The organism is Cohnella algarum, from assembly GCF_016937515.1.
GTDB lineage: Bacteria > Bacillota > Bacilli > Paenibacillales > Paenibacillaceae > Cohnella > Cohnella algarum.
The window spans coordinates 5,485,422-5,501,517 of record NZ_JAFHKM010000002.1 but is presented as its reverse complement, the minus strand read 5'-3'; the positions used below and the strand labels follow the sequence as shown (position 1 = coordinate 5,501,517).

Annotated in this window: 18 protein-coding genes; 13 read left to right on the top strand and 5 right to left on the bottom strand. The window is 60.8% G+C overall.

Going from position 1 to position 16,096, the window contains the following annotated elements:
* Positions 1-6: 6 nt before the first annotated feature.
* Positions 7-1,161: a COG1470 family protein gene (locus tag JW799_RS24925; RefSeq protein WP_205432202.1), complete on the bottom strand. Its 1,155-nt coding sequence runs from the start codon at positions 1,159-1,161 to the stop codon at positions 7-9.
* Positions 1,162-1,369: 208 nt separating this feature from the next.
* Between JW799_RS24925 and JW799_RS24920 the strand changes: the two genes are divergently transcribed.
* Positions 1,370-2,011 (top strand): RNA polymerase sigma factor, encoded by a 642-nt coding sequence (locus JW799_RS24920; protein ID WP_080838472.1) that lies wholly within the window; start codon positions 1,370-1,372, stop codon positions 2,009-2,011.
* Positions 1,968-2,747: an anti-sigma factor gene (locus JW799_RS24915; protein WP_205432200.1), complete on the top strand. Its 780-nt coding sequence runs from the start codon at positions 1,968-1,970 to the stop codon at positions 2,745-2,747. Before JW799_RS24920 ends, JW799_RS24915 begins: the two co-directional genes overlap by 44 nt.
* An 89-nt stretch (positions 2,748-2,836) precedes the next feature.
* Here the strand turns inward: JW799_RS24915 and JW799_RS24910 are convergent, their stop codons facing one another.
* Positions 2,837-2,989, bottom strand: a complete 153-nt coding sequence (locus tag JW799_RS24910) for a hypothetical protein (protein WP_176220841.1) — start codon at positions 2,987-2,989, stop codon at positions 2,837-2,839.
* A 110-nt stretch (positions 2,990-3,099) separates the two neighbouring features.
* Between JW799_RS24910 and JW799_RS24905 the strand changes: the two genes are divergently transcribed.
* The 5 genes from JW799_RS24905 to fur all read left to right on the top strand — a co-directional run bounded on the left by JW799_RS24905 (position 3,100) and on the right by fur (position 7,571).
* Complete coding sequence (locus tag JW799_RS24905; RefSeq protein ID WP_080838479.1) at positions 3,100-3,666, top strand: NUDIX hydrolase; 567 nt, start codon at positions 3,100-3,102, stop codon at positions 3,664-3,666.
* On the top strand, positions 3,633-4,853 hold the full coding sequence (locus JW799_RS24900; protein ID WP_338026326.1) for an endonuclease Q family protein: 1,221 nt from the start codon (positions 3,633-3,635) through the stop codon (positions 4,851-4,853). The genes JW799_RS24905 and JW799_RS24900 overlap by 34 nt, the downstream gene beginning before the upstream one ends.
* 67 nt (positions 4,854-4,920) lie before the next feature.
* Positions 4,921-5,565, top strand: a complete 645-nt coding sequence (spoIIM, locus tag JW799_RS24895) for a stage II sporulation protein M (protein WP_205432198.1) — start codon at positions 4,921-4,923, stop codon at positions 5,563-5,565.
* Positions 5,566-5,623: 58 nt separating this feature from the next.
* Positions 5,624-6,916: an ISNCY family transposase gene (locus JW799_RS24890; RefSeq protein ID WP_205428370.1), complete on the top strand. Its 1,293-nt coding sequence runs from the start codon at positions 5,624-5,626 to the stop codon at positions 6,914-6,916.
* Positions 6,917-7,076: 160 nt separating this feature from the next.
* Entirely contained in the window at positions 7,077-7,571 is a 495-nt protein-coding gene (fur, locus tag JW799_RS24885; protein ID WP_080838487.1) for a ferric iron uptake transcriptional regulator, read from the top strand.
* A gap of 90 nt (positions 7,572-7,661) precedes the next feature.
* On the opposite strand, the gene JW799_RS24880 is transcribed toward fur, so the two are convergent.
* Positions 7,662-8,138 (bottom strand): redoxin domain-containing protein, encoded by a 477-nt coding sequence (locus JW799_RS24880; RefSeq protein ID WP_205432187.1) that lies wholly within the window; start codon positions 8,136-8,138, stop codon positions 7,662-7,664.
* Positions 8,139-8,264: 126 nt separating this feature from the next.
* Here JW799_RS24880 and JW799_RS24875 point away from each other — a divergent pair, with 126 nt between their 5' ends.
* Positions 8,265-8,714: a MarR family winged helix-turn-helix transcriptional regulator gene (locus tag JW799_RS24875; protein WP_205432185.1), complete on the top strand. Its 450-nt coding sequence runs from the start codon at positions 8,265-8,267 to the stop codon at positions 8,712-8,714.
* Positions 8,715-8,734: 20 nt separating this feature from the next.
* On the opposite strand, the gene JW799_RS24870 is transcribed toward JW799_RS24875, so the two are convergent.
* Positions 8,735-9,934: a S8 family peptidase gene (locus tag JW799_RS24870; protein WP_240353840.1), complete on the bottom strand. Its 1,200-nt coding sequence runs from the start codon at positions 9,932-9,934 to the stop codon at positions 8,735-8,737.
* 186 nt (positions 9,935-10,120) lie between these two features.
* Here JW799_RS24870 and JW799_RS24865 point away from each other — a divergent pair, with 186 nt between their 5' ends.
* The 5 genes from JW799_RS24865 (at position 10,121) to JW799_RS24845 (ending at position 14,994) form a co-directional block, all read left to right on the top strand.
* Positions 10,121-10,351 carry a DUF4227 family protein gene (locus tag JW799_RS24865; protein WP_080838498.1) on the top strand — a complete coding sequence of 77 codons (231 nt, stop codon included), beginning with the start codon at positions 10,121-10,123 and terminating at the stop codon, positions 10,349-10,351.
* Between the two features lie 75 nt (positions 10,352-10,426).
* Positions 10,427-11,338: a site-specific tyrosine recombinase XerD gene (gene xerD, locus JW799_RS24860; protein ID WP_080838501.1), complete on the top strand. Its 912-nt coding sequence runs from the start codon at positions 10,427-10,429 to the stop codon at positions 11,336-11,338.
* Between the two features lie 6 nt (positions 11,339-11,344).
* Entirely contained in the window at positions 11,345-12,520 is a 1,176-nt protein-coding gene (locus tag JW799_RS24855; RefSeq protein ID WP_205432181.1) for a phosphopentomutase, read from the top strand.
* A gap of 27 nt (positions 12,521-12,547) precedes the next feature.
* A complete protein-coding gene (locus tag JW799_RS24850; RefSeq protein ID WP_080838507.1) occupies positions 12,548-13,372 on the top strand; it encodes a purine-nucleoside phosphorylase in 825 nt (274 codons plus the stop codon).
* A gap of 314 nt (positions 13,373-13,686) precedes the next feature.
* Positions 13,687-14,994 (top strand): pyrimidine-nucleoside phosphorylase, encoded by a 1,308-nt coding sequence (locus JW799_RS24845; RefSeq protein WP_205432179.1) that lies wholly within the window; start codon positions 13,687-13,689, stop codon positions 14,992-14,994.
* 836 nt (positions 14,995-15,830) lie between these two features.
* On the opposite strand, the gene JW799_RS24840 is transcribed toward JW799_RS24845, so the two are convergent.
* Positions 15,831-16,091, bottom strand: a complete 261-nt coding sequence (locus tag JW799_RS24840; RefSeq protein WP_205432177.1) for a hypothetical protein — start codon at positions 16,089-16,091, stop codon at positions 15,831-15,833.
* Positions 16,092-16,096 lie beyond the last annotated feature (5 nt).

Below are 16,096 nucleotides of genomic sequence, written 5' to 3'. Positions count from 1 at the left end.
CACCGGTTACCGCCTCCCGTATTTACGGAACAGGCCGTAAATGCCGGCGAGCACCGCAAGGATGATGAGCACCCCGATCCAGCCCCACAGCACCGAAGTTTCGACGGTCACCCGGATCGTGGCGTCCGACGATTTTTCCGCCGCCTGGGCGGTCATGCCGACCACGTAGTCTCCGGCGAGCGAGCTGTCCGTCGATTTGATCGTCGCCGTGACCGGAACGGATTCGCCCGCCTTGAGCGCGGGAATCGTTTTCGGCTCGAACGTCACTTCCCAATCCGTCGGCGTCGTCGCCGTCAGGCTGATGTCGCTCAGGTCCGACGTGCCGGTGTTGCGGACGACCATTTCCAGGTTGCGGGAACCGCCCGCCGTCAAATCCGTGCTCAGGCGTTCGTCCGACGTCGTCAGCTGCAGGTCGTACGTTCCGGTAATGACCGCCTCCAGCGTCGCTTCCGCGGTCGTGCTGTTGTTCGTCGCCCGGACGGGAATCTGGTACGTTTCGGCCGTCGCGCTTTCGGACGGAGTGACGGTCAGGGTAATGGACGACGAGGAATTCGGCTCGATTTCGACGGCGGTGACGTTGTTGCTGTTGACCGAAAATACGGCGGACCAGCCGGCCGGCGTTTCGGCCGTGAGCGCATAGTTTTGCTTGTTCGCCGTCCGGTTGTTCAGCGTCAGGCTGTAGGTGAAGGTGGAATCGGAAGTCCCCTGCATGTTCACCTGGTCGGTCGTGAGCTCCGATTTGTAGGAGCCCTGCTCGGAGACGTTGATTTTAAGACTCAGCGCGCCGAAGCTTCCCGCGTTGAGCCTGAACGTATAAGCGCCCTTGTTTACTTCGTAGGGGACGGTAACCGACAGATTGACCGTCTGCTGCTCCCCCGGCTTGACGGCGATCTGACTGATCGGATGCCCGCCCGCGGTCAGCTCCGTCGCCCAGCTCGTGCCGCCCTTGTCGAGCGAAAGGTCGGCGGTCATGATCGAGCCGCTGTCGTTGATCAGATCGACGCTGTAGGATACCGTTTCGCCGGGCGCCGCGGACAGGCTCGTATACGGCGTGTAGACCGAGGACGCGAAGGCCGGGCCGGATACGGCAAGCAGCCCGAGGCTTAACAGCAGCACGGCTGCCGTCAGCCGTTTCGTTCTTGCTTTCCATGCTTTGATCATCGCTTTGGACCCTCCTGAGGATATTGTTTTTTTTCATCGGATCTACGCGCCAGGAAAGCGAACGGATTTACGTTTTGGGCGAAAAAAAGGATAAAAATTTGCTTAAAACGAGCTTAAAAAAACGTAAAAAACGGCTCGGGATCGTTTTCAACGGATTTCGTTTTTGATATGAATGAAATAAGGGATACCGAAAATACGGAGGAGCAAAATGGGAACGTTTACGAAAGGTTCGGCGTCCGAATTGGCTCAATGCCTGGAGGAAATGAACGGCGGCTCGCTGCAAGCGTTCGAGCGGTTTTACGAGTCGGCCGTCCCCTTGATCCTGCCGATCGCGCGCCAGTTGCTCGGGGACCGGATGGAGGCGGAGGACGTATGCCACGACGTGCTTCTCGCCGTCATTTCGCATCCGGAAAAATTCGATCCGGGACGCGGCTCGGTCGAAGCGTGGCTTGCCGTGCAGACGAAAAGCCGCTGCCTGGACCGGCTTCGCCGCAACAAGAAGCTGCTGCTGACGGAGCGCGAGGACCTGGAAGCCGGCCGGGCTTCCGGATCGAGCCGCTCGCCGGAGGAAGCGGTCTTGTCCAAGCTGGAGGGCGAAGCGCTGCGCAAAGCGCTCCAGGAGCTGCCGGGCTTGCAGCGGAGAGCGCTGGCCGAAGCGTATTTCGCCTCGAGGAGCCAAAGCGAGCTGGCGGAAGCCTGGAAGGTTCCGCTCGGGACGGTCAAGTCGCGAATGCGTTACGGGCTTCATCATTTAAGGCGGGCGCTCGTGAAAATGGGCTGGGCGGAAGCGGAAAGGAGGCCGGGCGATGGAACTGCGGAAATGCGGAGTGCCGGAGGAAAAATGGATTGATTACCATTCGGGCCGCCTTGACCCGATGGCCGCGAGCGAGCTGCTGCGCCATCGCGAAGCTTGCCCGGATTGCGACGAAGCGAGCGAACAGTGGAGCGGCCTCCTGCGGCGGGCGGCCCGGGACGATGCGGAGGAGAGCCGGCCGAAGCTGCGCACGTGGCGGAAGCGGCATTTGCAGGCACATGTCGTCTGGCGCGGCCTGAAAGAGAAAACGAGGCGGAAAGGGAAGCGTTGGCGCGCGGCCGGCGTCACCGCCGGGCTGGCGTTCGCCTTGCTGGCCGGCGCGATCGCCTTGCTGCAAACGCCCGACGGCGATCGGGTTCTGCTCGAATCGCAGCGCTACGCGAAAGAGCATGTGCCTGTCGGCGAAGCGGTGATGAGCCGGCCGGATACGGTGATGTACCGGCTCGGGGCCGGATCAGACGCTGCGAACGTTTCGCTTGCGTCGGGAACGACACAGACGGTATGGATCAACGTGCGGACGCAGGAGCTGTTTTTGCTGCTGGACGGAATGCTCCCTTCCGACAAGCTGGACGTGCAGGCGTGGGCGCTTGTGCGCGGAAAATTGGCCAATTTGGGCGTGCTGGAGTTCAACAATAACCATGCCCATTTGTACAGCAGGGGAGTTCGGCCCGAGCTGTGGGAAGCGATCGCGCTGACGATGGAGCCGAAGGGCGGCAGCCGGCACCCGACCTCTCCGGATGCCGCGATGTTCGGGTACGTATCGCTTCCTTGACGAGCACCCGGTAAGCGGCCGTGGGGGAATTCCGGAACCCGGCTTCGCGTCTCCATTCCCGGCTTCAGGCCGCCGGCGATCCGGGCTGTCTAGCGTTTGGCGGCTTTGGCCGACTCGGCGAGCCAGTCCGCCAGCCGGACGTCTCCGCCGCTTTGCCGTTTCGCCCGGCGAAGGGCGTAGCGGACCTCCCAGGCTTTTCCCGTCCACTGCACGCGATCTTGCGAAACGTAGCGCTTCAACATGGCGATTCCTCCTTGTCCTCGTTGGCGGCGGACTTGCATTCCGTCGGACATGCCTTTATGTTGAAGGTATGCAGCTTTACGTTTTTTCATGACAGGAGGAACCCGACCGAATGAATCCGACGGACGCAAGCAAGCATCCTTTTTACGAACAAACGATCGAAACGAAGCCGATTTTCGAGGGGAAAATCATCTCTTTGCAGGTAGATACGGTACGGCTGCCGGACGGAGGAACGGCCACCCGGGAGATCATCCGCCATCCGGGCGCGGTCGCCGTCATAGCCCTGCTGGACGGCAAGCTGCTCGTCGTCGAGCAATACCGCAAGCCGCTCGACCTTGTCCAGGTCGAAATTCCGGCCGGCAAGCTGGACGCGGGCGAGGAGCCGGAGCAGGCCGCCCTTCGCGAGCTCGAGGAAGAAACCGGATACCGGGCGAAATCGCTCGTCCATTTGCATACCTTTTCCACTTCCCCGGGCTTCGCGGACGAGATTATTCACCTGTATTTCGCCGACGAGCTGGAGCCGGGCGACGTCCATCTCGACGACGAAGAGTTTCTCACCTGCGAGTCGATTACGCTGGAGCAGGCGGAGCAATATATTCGCGAAGGCCGGATCTATGACGCCAAAACGCTGATGGCCGTGCAGCTGTGGCGCCTGAAGACATTGACCGGGACGTTCTAGTGGAAGAGCTGAGAAGGGTGTTCGCCGATTTGCACGTGCATATCGGCAGCAGCGAGTCCGGCGAAGCGGTCAAAATCAGCGCCAGCCGGAAGTTGACGTTCCGTTCCATCGCGGAGGAAGCGTCGGAACGGAAGGGCGTCGAGCTGGTCGGCGTCATCGACAGCCACTCTCCGCCCGTGCAGGACGATATCGCCCGTCTTTTGGACGAGGGGGAGATGGAGGAGATTGCCGGGGGCGGGATCCGCTATCGGCGGACGGTCATTTTGCTCGGCTGCGAGCTGGAAATCCGGGAGCCCGGAGGCGGGCCGTTCCACCTGCTGGCCTACCTGCCGACGTTCGAAGCGATGAAGCGGTGGACGGAATGGATGCGGCCGCGAATGGCCAACGTCCGGCTGAGCTCCCAGCGCATCCGGACGACGGCCCGGGAGGTGCAGGCGGAGGTGCTCGCGCGGGGCGGCAAGCTGGTGCCCGCGCATGCGTTTACGCCGCATCGCGGGTTGCTGGGCTGCTCGGCCGACCGGCTGGACGCGAGGCTCGAGCCGGACGGCATCGCCGCCGTCGAGCTGGGCTTGAGCGCCGACAGCGACATGGCGAGCCGGTTGTCCGAGCTGGATCGCTACCCGTTTTTGACGAATTCGGACGCCCATTCGACCCGGATGATCGGCAGGGAATGCAACGAGCTGCTGCTGAAGGAGCCGTCGTTCGACGAATGGGCCAAGGCGCTGTCGGGCGAGCAAGGACGGCGGATTACGGCCAATATCGGGCTGCATCCGCTGCTCGGCAAGTACCACGGCACGCAGTGCGCCGCGTGCGGCCGGGCGTTCCGGCCGCACGAAGAAGAGGCGGACGTTTGCCCCGATTGCGGGAGCAAGCGGCTCGTCCGGGGCGTCTCCGGACGAATCGAACGGCTCGCCGACCGCGAGCGGCCGTTCCGGCTGTCCGGGCGGCCCCCGTACCGCCGTCAGGTGCCGCTTTCTTTTTTTCCGGGACTCGGCCCTCGCATGCTCGATAAGCTGCTCCATGCTTTCGGCTCGGAAATGAACGTGCTGCACCTCGTCCCCTATCCGGATCTCTCCGCCGTCGCGGGAGAGGCGCTGGCATCTCTCATCGTCAAGGCGCGGACGGGCGATCTCGCGCTTGCCGCCGGCGCCGGCGGCGCTTACGGCAAAATCAAGCAAGGCGAATAAACCCGACTTGTCCGGCATACACATAATCACCGAAACGGAGCTTGGCCGGACGGGGAGGGGGCATGCGGTGAGCGTTCGTACTTGGAGTCTGTCGGCGCGGGACAACCTGAACCTGTACGTTTTTATCGGCGTTGTCATGCTTTGCGGCGCTATTTTCGGCGTGATGCTCGTGAACGCTCTCACCTTCGAGCAGCAGCAGGAATTGGCCGACGAGCTTGGCGTTTATTTGTCTTCCGCGGGCGACCCGTTGTCCTTGCAATCGAGCGAGGCGTTCTGGAGCCGATTTGCGTTGTATTTCAAATGGATGGGATTGATCTGGCTGCTCGGCTTGTCCGTCATCGGCCTGCCGCTCGTGCTGGCGCTCGATTTCATGAAAGGCATGCTGATCGGCTTCGCGGTCGGCCTGTTCGTCAGACAGCTCGAGTGGGAAGGAGTACTCGTTTCGCTCGCCGCGGTGGCGCCGCAAAACGCCGTCGTCGTTCCCGCGTTCATGATCGCCAGCGTATCGGCTTCCCGCTTTGCCTACTATATCGTGCGGGAAAGGCTGTTCCGGAAAAAAGGCAAGCTGCTGCCGCCTTTTTTGCAGCATTCGGCCGTCGCGTTCGTCATGCTGCTCCTGCTTGGGTGCGCGGCGGCGTACGAAGCGTACTTGTCCCCGATGCTGCTCGAGCTGGTCGTCCCGGCCGCGGCCGATGTTGTTGTTCGTCTGTGATAATGTCACCCTGTAACTGTTCTGAGATAATGTCACTATGGGACAGGAGACATTAACATTGACCAGAGCAGAACTGAAAAAGGTACTTGTCGTGGAGAAGATTTTAGACGGACACATGACTAATGTGGAAGGAGCAGCGACACTCGGACTAACAGTGCGACAAATGATTCGGCTGAAGAAAAAGTATGTGGAAGAGGGAGGAGCGCAGGCACTGGTGCACCGCAATCGCGGAAAAAAGCCGAAGCACGCCTTGTCCGAGGAAGTTAAACAGCAGGTCGTTGAGTTGTACAACACAAAATACTATGGTAGCAACAACTGCCATTTTGCGGAGCTTTTGGAGGAACATGAAGCATTGAAATTGAGTCCTTCCAGTGTAAGACGTATTTTGCTTTCTGAAGGAATCAAACAAGCCAAGCAGCGCAGACGTAGCAAAGCTCATCAACCACGTCAGCGCAAGCCGCAAGCCGGAATGCTGTGGCAGATCGACGCGACGCCATTTGCTTGGCTGGAGGACCGGGGTCCTGCCTTTGCCCTCCATGCAGCCATCGACGATGCCACAGGCACGGTTGTCGGCGCCATATTCCGGCTCAACGAATGCCGCGAAGGATACTCGCTCGTCATGCAGCAAGGCATTCAGAAATACGGCGTACCGCTCGGCCTGTACAGCGACCGACACACCATCTTTCGCTCTCCTAATGAAAAGCTGACCGTAGAGCAGGAACTGGCTGGTGAAACGAAGCCGCTCTCTCACTTTGGCAAGGCGATGGCCGAACTTCACATTGAGCATATCAAGGCCATTACGCCGCAGGCTAAGGGCCGTGTAGAAAGGCTTTGGCAGACGTTCCAAGATCGCCTGGTCATCGAACTCAGGCTGCTCGGCGCAAAGACGATTGAGGAGGCCAATGCGGCGTTGCCCATGCTGTTGGAGAAGCACAATCGCAAATTTGCTGTTCAGCCCAAAAAAGTAGAATCGGCGTATATGAAGCTGGATCCATCCGTCAATTTGAATCATGTGTTCACGATTCGCGAGTACCGAAAGTTAGGACACGGAAACACACTCTCTTATTACGGGAAAGTGTATACCTTCGCCAAGCCCTGTGATTTCCGTTTCGAAGCCAGAACAACGGTAGAGGTGCGTAAAACGCTCTCTGGAGAAGTGCTCGTTTGGCACAATGGCCAGGCGATTCCGCTGAAAGAGACGGAAAAGCCGGTACGCAAACCGATGTCCAAAACAAAAAAGGCGGAGCCTGCGCAGTCACGCAAACCCGCCGCCAACCACCCTTGGAGGTTGGCATGGAACTGTAGACAACAACAGGATAACACAAAAACGACAGCCGTCCAAGTCACTTGAACGGGCGGCTGCCCAAATTAGCAAAGTGACATTTTTACAGACGAGTTATGGTGACATTTTTACAGCATATTGACACCGGCCGCGGCCGATGTTTGACTTCGTGAAGGACCTCCCCCTATAATGGAAACAAGTGCGCCGTTCGGCTGTAGGGGGAGAGACGATGGAAGCCCGAATCGAGAAAGTGAAGCAACAACTGCAATCGCAGGGCTACAAACTGACTCCGCAGCGGGAAGCGACAGTCCGGGTGCTCCTTGAGAACGAAGAAGACCATCTCAGCGCGGAAGACGTGTTCATGCTCGTCAAGGATATCGCGCCGGAGATCGGTCTCGCCACGGTATACCGAACCCTTGAACTGTTAAGCGAAATGCACATCGTTGAAAAGCTGAATTTCGGCGACGGGGTTGCCCGCTACGATTTGCGCGCGGAGACGAACAAGCACCATCACCATCACTTGATTTGCGTCAAATGCGGGTCCATGTCGGAAATTATGGACGACTGGCTGACGCCGCTGGAAGAACGGCTGGAGAACGAGTACAACTTTACGGTTCTGGACCACCGTCTGGATTTCCAGGGCATTTGCGCCAAGTGCAACGCCATTGAAAAAGAACAGGAAACGGGCGGCAGCCCGGAAGACAAAGTGTCGTCCGGAGCGTAGCGGCCGGGGGATGCTGCGGAGCGCGACAGGCGCGGGCGCGGCATCCCTTTTCATTTGCGGCGAAGGAGCCGGGACGAGGGCGTTCGGCGGCTATAACAGCTTTTGAATGCGGCTTTCGATTTGCTCGGGCTTCGCGGTCGGCGGGAAACGCCCGACGATCCGGCCTTGGCGGTCGATGAGAAACTTGGTGAAGTTCCATTTGATCGCCTTGCTCCCGAGGAAGCCGGGGGCTTCTTTTGTCAAGTAGCGGTACAGCGGGTGAGCCTCGGGTCCGTTGACGTCGATTTTGGCGAACAACGGGAAAGTCACGCCGTGGTTGATCTGGCAAGCCTGCAAAATATCCGAGTTGTCTCCGGGCTCCTGATTCGCGAACTGGTTGCTCGGAAAGCCGAGAACGGCGAGGCCTTTGTCCGCGTAGGTCTCGTGCAGCCGCTGCAAGCCTTGAAACTGCGGGGCGAATCCGCATTTGGTGGCCGTATTGACGATCAACAGCACTTTGCCTTCATAGTCCGCCAGCTTCTCTTGCTTGCCCTGGATCGTTTCGACTTCGAAATCGTATATGGACACGTTGTCACCTCCGAAAAATATGATACAATTAAATTGTATGAAATTTAATTGGAAAGTCAAGGGCCGAAAATCGGCTTTGCGAAGCTCGATCCGCAAACCTTGTTTGCTTCGAAAAGGAGGCGCCCTATGGAACGGGAAGAACATTTGAAGCTCGACAATCAGCTGTGCTTTGCGATATACGCTTGTTCGCGGGAGATTACGAAGCTGTACGCGCCGCTGCTCAAGGAGCTCGGACTGACGTACACGCAGTACGTCACGATGCTGGCGCTGTGGGAAGAGGACCGGGTCAGCGTCAAACAATTGGGGAGCCGGCTGCTCCTGGATTCGGGAACGCTGACCCCCCTGCTCAAAAAATTGGAGGCCCAGGGACTCGTCACCCGAACCCGGGACGGCGAGGACGAGCGCAACGTTTATATCGCGTTGACGGAACGAGGGAACCGGCTGCGGGAAGACGCCTGCGGCATTCCGGAGGCGATCGTCCGCAAATTCGGCATCCCGCTGGAGGACGTGTTCGCGCTGCACCGCGAAGCGACGAATCTGCTGAAAAAAATGAAGGCGGCCAATCCGCTCGGTTGAGTCTCGGGCTTGCGCCCGGCTCACTTGGTTGCCGCTTTCCCGGGCGGCCCGGCGTCCCGCGGCGAACAGGCGGCGCGGCGGCGAGCGATGGCGGCGGCTTTGGCCGTCTGCAGCAGGCCCGATCCGGCCGCGATCGGCGCGAATCCGGGAAGCCGGCGGGCCGACGCCCGGATCAGCCGCGAGACGGCGGCCGGCCCGAGCTTCGGGCACAGCGCCCGCAGCAAGGCGGCGGCTCCGGACACGTGCGGCGCGGACATGGACGTGCCGGACATGCGAACGTACGTATGGTAAAGATACGTGGACAAAATGTTGACGCCCGGAGCGGAGACGTCGATTCCGGCTCCCCGGCTGGAAAAGGAAGCGATTCGGTTGCTTCGCGTCGTGGCCGCGACGGCGATCGTCTCCGCGTATCGCGCGGGATAATCGACCTCTCCGGTTGCGGAATTTTCGTTGCCGGCCGAGGCGACCATGACGATGCCGCGTTTTCTCGCCCGCTTCACGGCTTCCCGCAGCGTCCGGTTGTCGCTTGGCAGGCCGAAGCTCATGTTGATCACCCGGATGCCGTTCGCGATGCACCAGTCGATCCCTTCCGCAATATCGGAAACGAACCCGTCGCCGCGCCGATCCAGGGCTTTGACCGCATACAGCCGAACGTTCGGGGCGTTTCCGAATATCCGGACGTTGCCGGTGGCCGCGGCGATGCCGGCGACATGGGTGCCGTGGCCGTTGTCGTCCTTGTACGACGTGCCGCCCATCGTATTGACTCCGCCCGCGATGCGAAGATCGGGATGGGGAGCGATTCCGGTATCGATGACGGCCAGTTTGATCGTTTCTCCGCGCGTTTGGCTCCAAACCTCCGGGGATTCCACCCGGCAAACGTTCCACGGGATTTTATTCCGGGACCGTTTCGGCGAGGACGGGCGATCCGGACGCGATCGAAGCCAAACGGAGCTTCCGTGCGCCGAAACTTTTTCGTCTTTTTCCACGTAGGCGACCATCGGATGGTTTCGAAGCTCTTTCCATTTTTGCCGTTTGTCCGCGTAACAGCAAATGAGCCGCGCGCCGGAAACGGTTTTCACCGGCTGAATGCCGGAAGCCGCCAACTGCCGCAAGCATTTGCGATAGTCGGCGTTTTTTCGGAGCACGACGATTCTCCGTTCGGTATATCGCGTCGATTTTGGGCGGACGCAGCCCGTAAGCACTTGCTCGACCGGCTTCATCAAATGCAACTCTCCCTGATCTCGACTCGGAATGGTTTGGCTTTCCTATGCAATGTATGGGCCGGCGTGCCGCCGCGTGCCGACCGCCCTGGCGCCGTGGCCGTTTTTTTGCGAAGAACGCCCTGGTCTAGTCCGATTTCCGGAAACATAACGTTTTACTAGGACAAACGGAAGGGGAGAACCGAATTGAACCGGCAGCTCGGAAAATGGAGGGATCGGCTGCAATTCACGCTCGTTTTTCTTGCGCTTACCGTGCTTGTGCACTACGCTTTCGGCTGGATGCGCGTCTGGCTCGACCCGGTCGACCCGTACAAAGTGCCGGAGGGAGAAGCGGTGAAGGTGTTTATGACGGGCGAGCCCGGGAAGGAAACGTCGCCGCTGGAACGGTTGAAGCTGTTTTTTTGGCTTGGGGAATAGCCAGCGGGAAGGATTCCGTTCCGGAATGTGGAATAAAAGCAATTGGGCCGCCATGAAAATAGAAAGGATAACGCGATGCGAAGCGATCTCGATGCTTTTATCGAATATTTGCAAGCAGGAAAGGGGCTGGCCGCCAACACGCTCGACGGGTATCGCCGGGATTTGAACGATTTTATCGGTTCGCTGGAAGCGCTGGGGGCGGCCGACGTTCGCGACATCAGGTCCTACCATTTGTCGGGCTATTTGCAAAGCCTTCGGGGACAAGCCCGCTCCAATGCGACGCTGTCCCGAAGAATCGTGTCGATCCGGGCTTTTTTTCAATATTTGCTGCTTCAGAAAAAAATCGCGGAAAACCCGGCATTGTCGCTCGAAGCGCCCAAACCGGAACGAAAAGCGCCGCAGGTCCTTTCGGAGCAACAGGTGGAAAAGCTGCTCGATGCGCCCCGAACCGACCATCCCGCCGGCGTCCGCGACCGGGCGATGCTGGAGGTGCTCTATGCTTGCGGCTTGAGAGTGTCCGAATTGCTCGCGCTGAATGTGGAGCATGTCAAGACGGAGCTCGGTTTTTTGATCTGCACCGGTCCGGGCGGCAAGGAGCGAATGGTGCCGATCGGGTCCGTCTGCGCGGAATGGGTCTCGCGCTATATGCGGGAAGCGCGGCCCAGGCTGCTGTCCGAAAACTCGACGGAACGCGCCTTGTTCGTCAACCGGCTGGGGAGCCGGATGACGAGGCAAGGCTGCTGGAAAACGATCAAAAAGCTCGCGGCCGAAGCCTCGATCCCGGTCGAGCTCACGCCGCATACGCTCCGGCATTCGTTCGCGGCGCATTTGCTGGCCGGAGGGGCGGATCTGCGCGCCGTGCAGGAAATGATGGGGCATGCCGACCCGGCGACGACGCAATTTTATCGGCCTCCGGCGAAAATCCGGATCAAGGAAGAATACGATCGCGCTCATCCAAGAGCCGACGGCAGTCGAATAAGGAGGTAAACAGGAATGACTTTTCGGCGCATTGCGGTTATCGTACTCGACAGCGTAGGAATCGGGGAACTGCCGGACGCTTCCGCTTACGGAGACGCGGGAGCGCACACGCTGGGCCATATCGCCGCCCGCGTTCCGGATTTGCGGCTGCCGAACCTTCGCAAGCTTGGGCTCGCCAATATCGCTCCGATCGCCGATTGGGAGCCGGAGCCCCGGCCGCTGGCAAGCTACGGCAAAATGGCGGAAATTTCGAAAGGGAAAGATACGATGACGGGGCATTGGGAGCTTATGGGGCTCAAGATCGACACCCCGTTCCGGACGTTTCCGAACGGCTTCCCGGACGAGCTCATTTCCAAATTCGAAGCCGAAACGGGGAGGACGGTCATCGGAAACCGGGCGGCTTCGGGGACGGAGATTTTGGACGAGCTTGCCGACGAGCAAATTCGCAGCGGTTCGTGGATCGTCTATACGTCGGCCGACAGCGTATTTCAAATTGCGGCCCACGAGGACGTCATTCCGTTGGACGAGCTGTACAGCGCCTGCCGGACGGCGCGCAGGCTGACGATGCACGAACCGTACGCCGTAGGCCGGGTCATCGCCCGGCCGTATGTCGGCAAGCGGGGAGCGTACGTGCGGACGCCGAACCGGCACGACTATGCGGTCAAGCCGCCGCAGCCGACGGTGCTGAACGCGCTCAAGAACGGCGGCCGGGACGTCATCGCGGTCGGCAAAATCAACGATATTTTCAGCGGGGAAGGCATCGGCAAAGCGATTCCGACGAAAAGCAACGAAGACGGCATCGCCGCGACGGTCCGCGAGCTGGCCAAAGAGTTTCACGGCTTGCTGTTTACGAACCTGGTCGACTTCGATTCGCTTTACGGCCACCGCCGCGATCCCGAAGGCTACGCCCGCGCGCTGGAGGAATTCGACCGCGCGGTTCCCTCGCTGCTCCGGTCGCTCGGAGACGACGATCTGCTCGTCGTCACGGCCGATCACGGCAACGATCCCGTGCATTCGGGAACGGACCATACGCGGGAATACGTCCCGCTGCTGGCCTACAGTCCGCGCGCGGCGGCGCCCGGCAGCATCGGCACTCGCCGGACGTTCGCCGACCTGGCCGCCACGATCGCCGAAAATTTCGGCGTTGCGGCTCCGGCAAACGGAACCAGCTTTTTGAACGAGATCCGTTAAGCGGACATTGAAGGAGGGAACAGTCGGATGAACGAGTCCACCAAGGCCGTTATCGACGAATCGGCGGCCTACATCGCATCGCTTACCCCGCTGAGTCCGGAAATCGGCCTCATTCTCGGATCGGGCCTTGCCGTTATCGGAGAAGACATGGAGGATGCGGTGACGATTCCGTACCGGGACATTCCGCATTTTCCGGATTCGACCGTGGAGGGCCATGCCGGCGAGCTTGTCGTCGGGAAGCTGCAGGGGCGCGCCGTCGCTTTGATGCGGGGGCGGTTTCATATGTACGAAGGGTACGAACCGGAGCGGACCGCGCTTCCGGTGCGCGTCATGAAGGAGCTGGGAGCGAGGACGCTGCTCGTGACGAACGCGGCAGGCGGGGTGAACCTGAACTATGAGCCTGGCGATTTGATGATCATTTCCGACCATCTTAATCTGACCGGCCGCAATCCGCTGGCCGGTCCGAACGACAACTCCCTCGGCGTGCGCTTTCCGGACATGTCCGATGCATACGCCCGCCGTCTCCGCGGGATCGCGAAGGAAACGGCGGCCGCGCTGAACATCCCGGTACAGGAGGGCGTCTATGCCGGCATGCTCGGTCCCAACTACGAGACGCCGGCGGAAATCCGCATGCTGCGCGCGCTCGGGGCCGACGCGGTCGGGATGTCGACGGTTCCCGAGGTGATCGTCGCGCGGCACTCGGGGTTGGAGGTTATCGGCATTTCGTGCATCAGCAACATGGCGGCGGGCATTCTCGATCAGCCCCTGTCGCACGATGAAGTCATGGAAACGACCGATAAAGTCAAGGCGAAATTCATTCAGCTCGTGCTCGCCTTGCTGCCGAAGCTGTAAATTTCGGGTATCGGCGGGCGTGTTGGGAAAAATGCAAATTCGGGCTTTCGACGGACGTATAGCCAGAGCCGCCGATTCCGTTTCCGCAGGGGGCAGGCCGCAGCTGCATTTTTCGGGTTCCGTCGGGCTCATAGCCGCAGTTGCATTTTTCGGGTTCCGTCGGGCTCATAGCCGGAGTTGCATTTTTCGGGTTCCGTCGGGCCTTTGCCGAGGCGGCAATTTTCATATGCCCGCCCGCCTAAGGACGTAAACTTCCCTCTGACGTTAAATGTTGAATAAGCCAATCACAATAGCACGAAGGGAGGCGCACAAGCATGCGCATGGTGGATGTCATCCGAAAAAAAAGATCGGGAGCGGAGCTGTCCGCGGAGGAAGTACGGTTTGTGGTCGAAGGCGTCGTTTCCGGCGAGATCCCCGATTATCAGACGTCCGCCTGGCTGATGGCGGTCTGCTTTGCGGGAATGACCGCCAGGGAAACGGCCGTTCTCACGCTGGCGATGGCCGATTCGGGCGATCGCGTCGATTTGTCCGGCATACGCGGCATCAAGTTGGACAAGCACAGCACCGGAGGAGTAGGCGATAAAACGACGCTGATCCTGGCGCCTCTCGTTGCCGCCTGCGGGGTGCCGGTCGCGAAAATGAGCGGCCGAGGGCTCGGCCATACCGGCGGAACGATCGACAAGCTGGAGTCGATGCTCGGGTTTAGGACGGAGCTTCCGCGCGAGCGTTTTTTTGCGCAGGTGAACGAGATCGGCGTCTCCGTCATCGGCCAGAGCGGCAACATCGCCCCGGCGGACAAGAAGCTGTACGCGCTGCGCGACGTAACCGGAACGGTCGAGTCGATTCCGCTAATCGCCAGCTCCGTCATGAGCAAAAAAATCGCGGCCGGAGCCGACGCGATTTTGCTCGACGTCAAATTCGGCAGCGGGGCGTTCATGAAGACGGCGGAAGAAGCGAAGGCGCTTGCGCAGGCGATGGTCGCCATCGGCCGGGAGGTCGGGCGGCGCACGGTTGCGGCGATCACCGACATGGATCAGCCGCTGGGCCGCGCCATCGGCAACGCGATGGAGGTTCGGGAGGCGATCGACGTGCTTGCCGGCGAGGGGCCGGACGACTTGCGCGAGCTGTGCCTTGAGCTTGGCGGGCACATGGTCGCGCTCGGCGGCAAGGCGAGCGATGCGGCGGAGGCGCGCCGCATGCTGGAGGAGGCGATCGCCTCCGGGGCGGCGCTGCGGAAGTTCGCCGAGCTTGTCGCCGCGCAAGGCGGCGACCCGGCGGTCGTCGAACGGCCGGACGAGCTGCTGCCGCAGGCCGGGCTGCTCGTGCCCGTGGCGGCGGCGGCGGACGGGTACGTGCACGGCATCGACGCGGAAAGCGTCGGGCTCGCGGCGATGCGCCTGGGCGCGGGCCGGGCCGCCAAGGAGGATCGGATCGACCACGCCGTCGGCGTCGAGCTCGTTCGCAAGCGCGGCGATCGCGTGCGCGGCGGCGACACGCTGGCGCTGCTGCACGTTCGCAACGACAAAGGCGCGGACGAGCTCGCGCGGCAGCTGGCCGCGGCTTACCGCATCGAGAGCGCGGCGCCGGGCGCGAATCCGCTCATCTACGAGATCGTCTCGTAGACGAGCGGCGCGTGCCTCGGCCCGGGGCCACGGCACGCGCGCTTTGCTGCTTGACAGTTCGCGCCAGGTTTCCTTGCATGAATTGCTCGGAACGGATTAAAACGCATAGTGCCAAATCGGATGCCAATGAGAGAAAGCCGGCGGGGAATGCGGTCAAGAAGTGCACCCGGTGCGCTACATGGGGGCGGCTCGGCGCGGATTGCGGTCAAGAAGTGCACCCGGTGCGCTACATGGGGGCGGCTCGGCGCGGATTGCGGTCAAGAAGTGCACCCGGTGCGCTACATGGGGGCGGCTCGGCGCGGAATGCGGTCAAGAAGTGCACCCGGTGCGCTACATGGGGGCAGTTCGGCGGGGAATGCGGTCAAGAAGTGCACCCGGTGCGCTACATGGGGGCGGCTCGGCGCGGAATGCGGTCAAGAAGTGCACCCGGTGCGCTGCATGGGGGCAGTTCGGCGGGGAATGCGGTCAAGAAGTCCGTGCGCTAAACGCCTTGCCGACCCTATGCCACGAACATTTAAAGGTCGGAGGCTCCTCCGCTCGGCGCGGCCGCAACTTCCTCTGCCGGCCCCTTTTCGTACCAATCCCGGCTTCCGTCCTCGTTTTCTCTGGTCAGAAGCGTGACCGCGACGGCGGTTCCGTCTTTGCGTTCCCAGAAGAGGACCGCTTTGCCTTCCTCTTTGTTCAGCAGCAGCGCCGGTCAAAAATCCCCGACCTGCAAGGCGGCTCGATGCGCTTTCCCCATAATTGCCGCATTGAACGAAAAAGCCTCCTTCTGGGTCAAAAAATTCGTAAACTCGATGCCCGCGTCCGCGCTGTTGATCCGCTGCCAGCCGTTTTTAAGCGGTGAGCTCGCGGTCCCAATACCTTCGCAAGATCGCTTCGCTCCGGTCCCAGCTGTCCACGATGGCCTGAACGACTTCCTTGTCCTTCATTTGCGCAAACATCGGTTCCTCATGCCGGATATGCGCGGTGCCTGCCCGTAATTCGTCCATCAACGTGGCTTCTCCTGAAGCTTTTGTGTCGGCGGACGGCAACGCCACGGCTGCGCACAGAAGCGCCGCAAATCCGATCAAAGCCAGAACCTCTTTCATTTTCATCCGAA

Bases quoted from the DNA above. Each gene is read 5' to 3' on its own strand.
- JW799_RS24925 (WP_205432202.1), bottom strand. From the start codon at position 1,161: ATGATCAAAGCATGGAAAGCAAGAACGAAACGGCTGACGGCAGCCGTG.
- JW799_RS24920 (WP_080838472.1), top strand. From the start codon at position 1,370: ATGGGAACGTTTACGAAAGGTTCGGCGTCCGAATTGGCTCAATGCCTG.
- JW799_RS24915 (WP_205432200.1), top strand. From the start codon at position 1,968: ATGGAACTGCGGAAATGCGGAGTGCCGGAGGAAAAATGGATTGATTAC.
- JW799_RS24910 (WP_176220841.1), bottom strand. From the start codon at position 2,989: ATGTTGAAGCGCTACGTTTCGCAAGATCGCGTGCAGTGGACGGGAAAA.
- JW799_RS24905 (WP_080838479.1), top strand. From the start codon at position 3,100: ATGAATCCGACGGACGCAAGCAAGCATCCTTTTTACGAACAAACGATC.
- fur (WP_080838487.1), top strand. From the start codon at position 7,077: ATGGAAGCCCGAATCGAGAAAGTGAAGCAACAACTGCAATCGCAGGGC.
- JW799_RS24875 (WP_205432185.1), top strand. From the start codon at position 8,265: ATGGAACGGGAAGAACATTTGAAGCTCGACAATCAGCTGTGCTTTGCG.
- JW799_RS24870 (WP_240353840.1), bottom strand. From the start codon at position 9,934: ATGAAGCCGGTCGAGCAAGTGCTTACGGGCTGCGTCCGCCCAAAATCG.
- xerD (WP_080838501.1), top strand. From the start codon at position 10,427: ATGCGAAGCGATCTCGATGCTTTTATCGAATATTTGCAAGCAGGAAAG.
- JW799_RS24855 (WP_205432181.1), top strand. From the start codon at position 11,345: ATGACTTTTCGGCGCATTGCGGTTATCGTACTCGACAGCGTAGGAATC.
- JW799_RS24850 (WP_080838507.1), top strand. From the start codon at position 12,548: ATGAACGAGTCCACCAAGGCCGTTATCGACGAATCGGCGGCCTACATC.
- JW799_RS24845 (WP_205432179.1), top strand. From the start codon at position 13,687: ATGCGCATGGTGGATGTCATCCGAAAAAAAAGATCGGGAGCGGAGCTG.
- JW799_RS24840 (WP_205432177.1), bottom strand. From the start codon at position 16,091: ATGAAAATGAAAGAGGTTCTGGCTTTGATCGGATTTGCGGCGCTTCTG.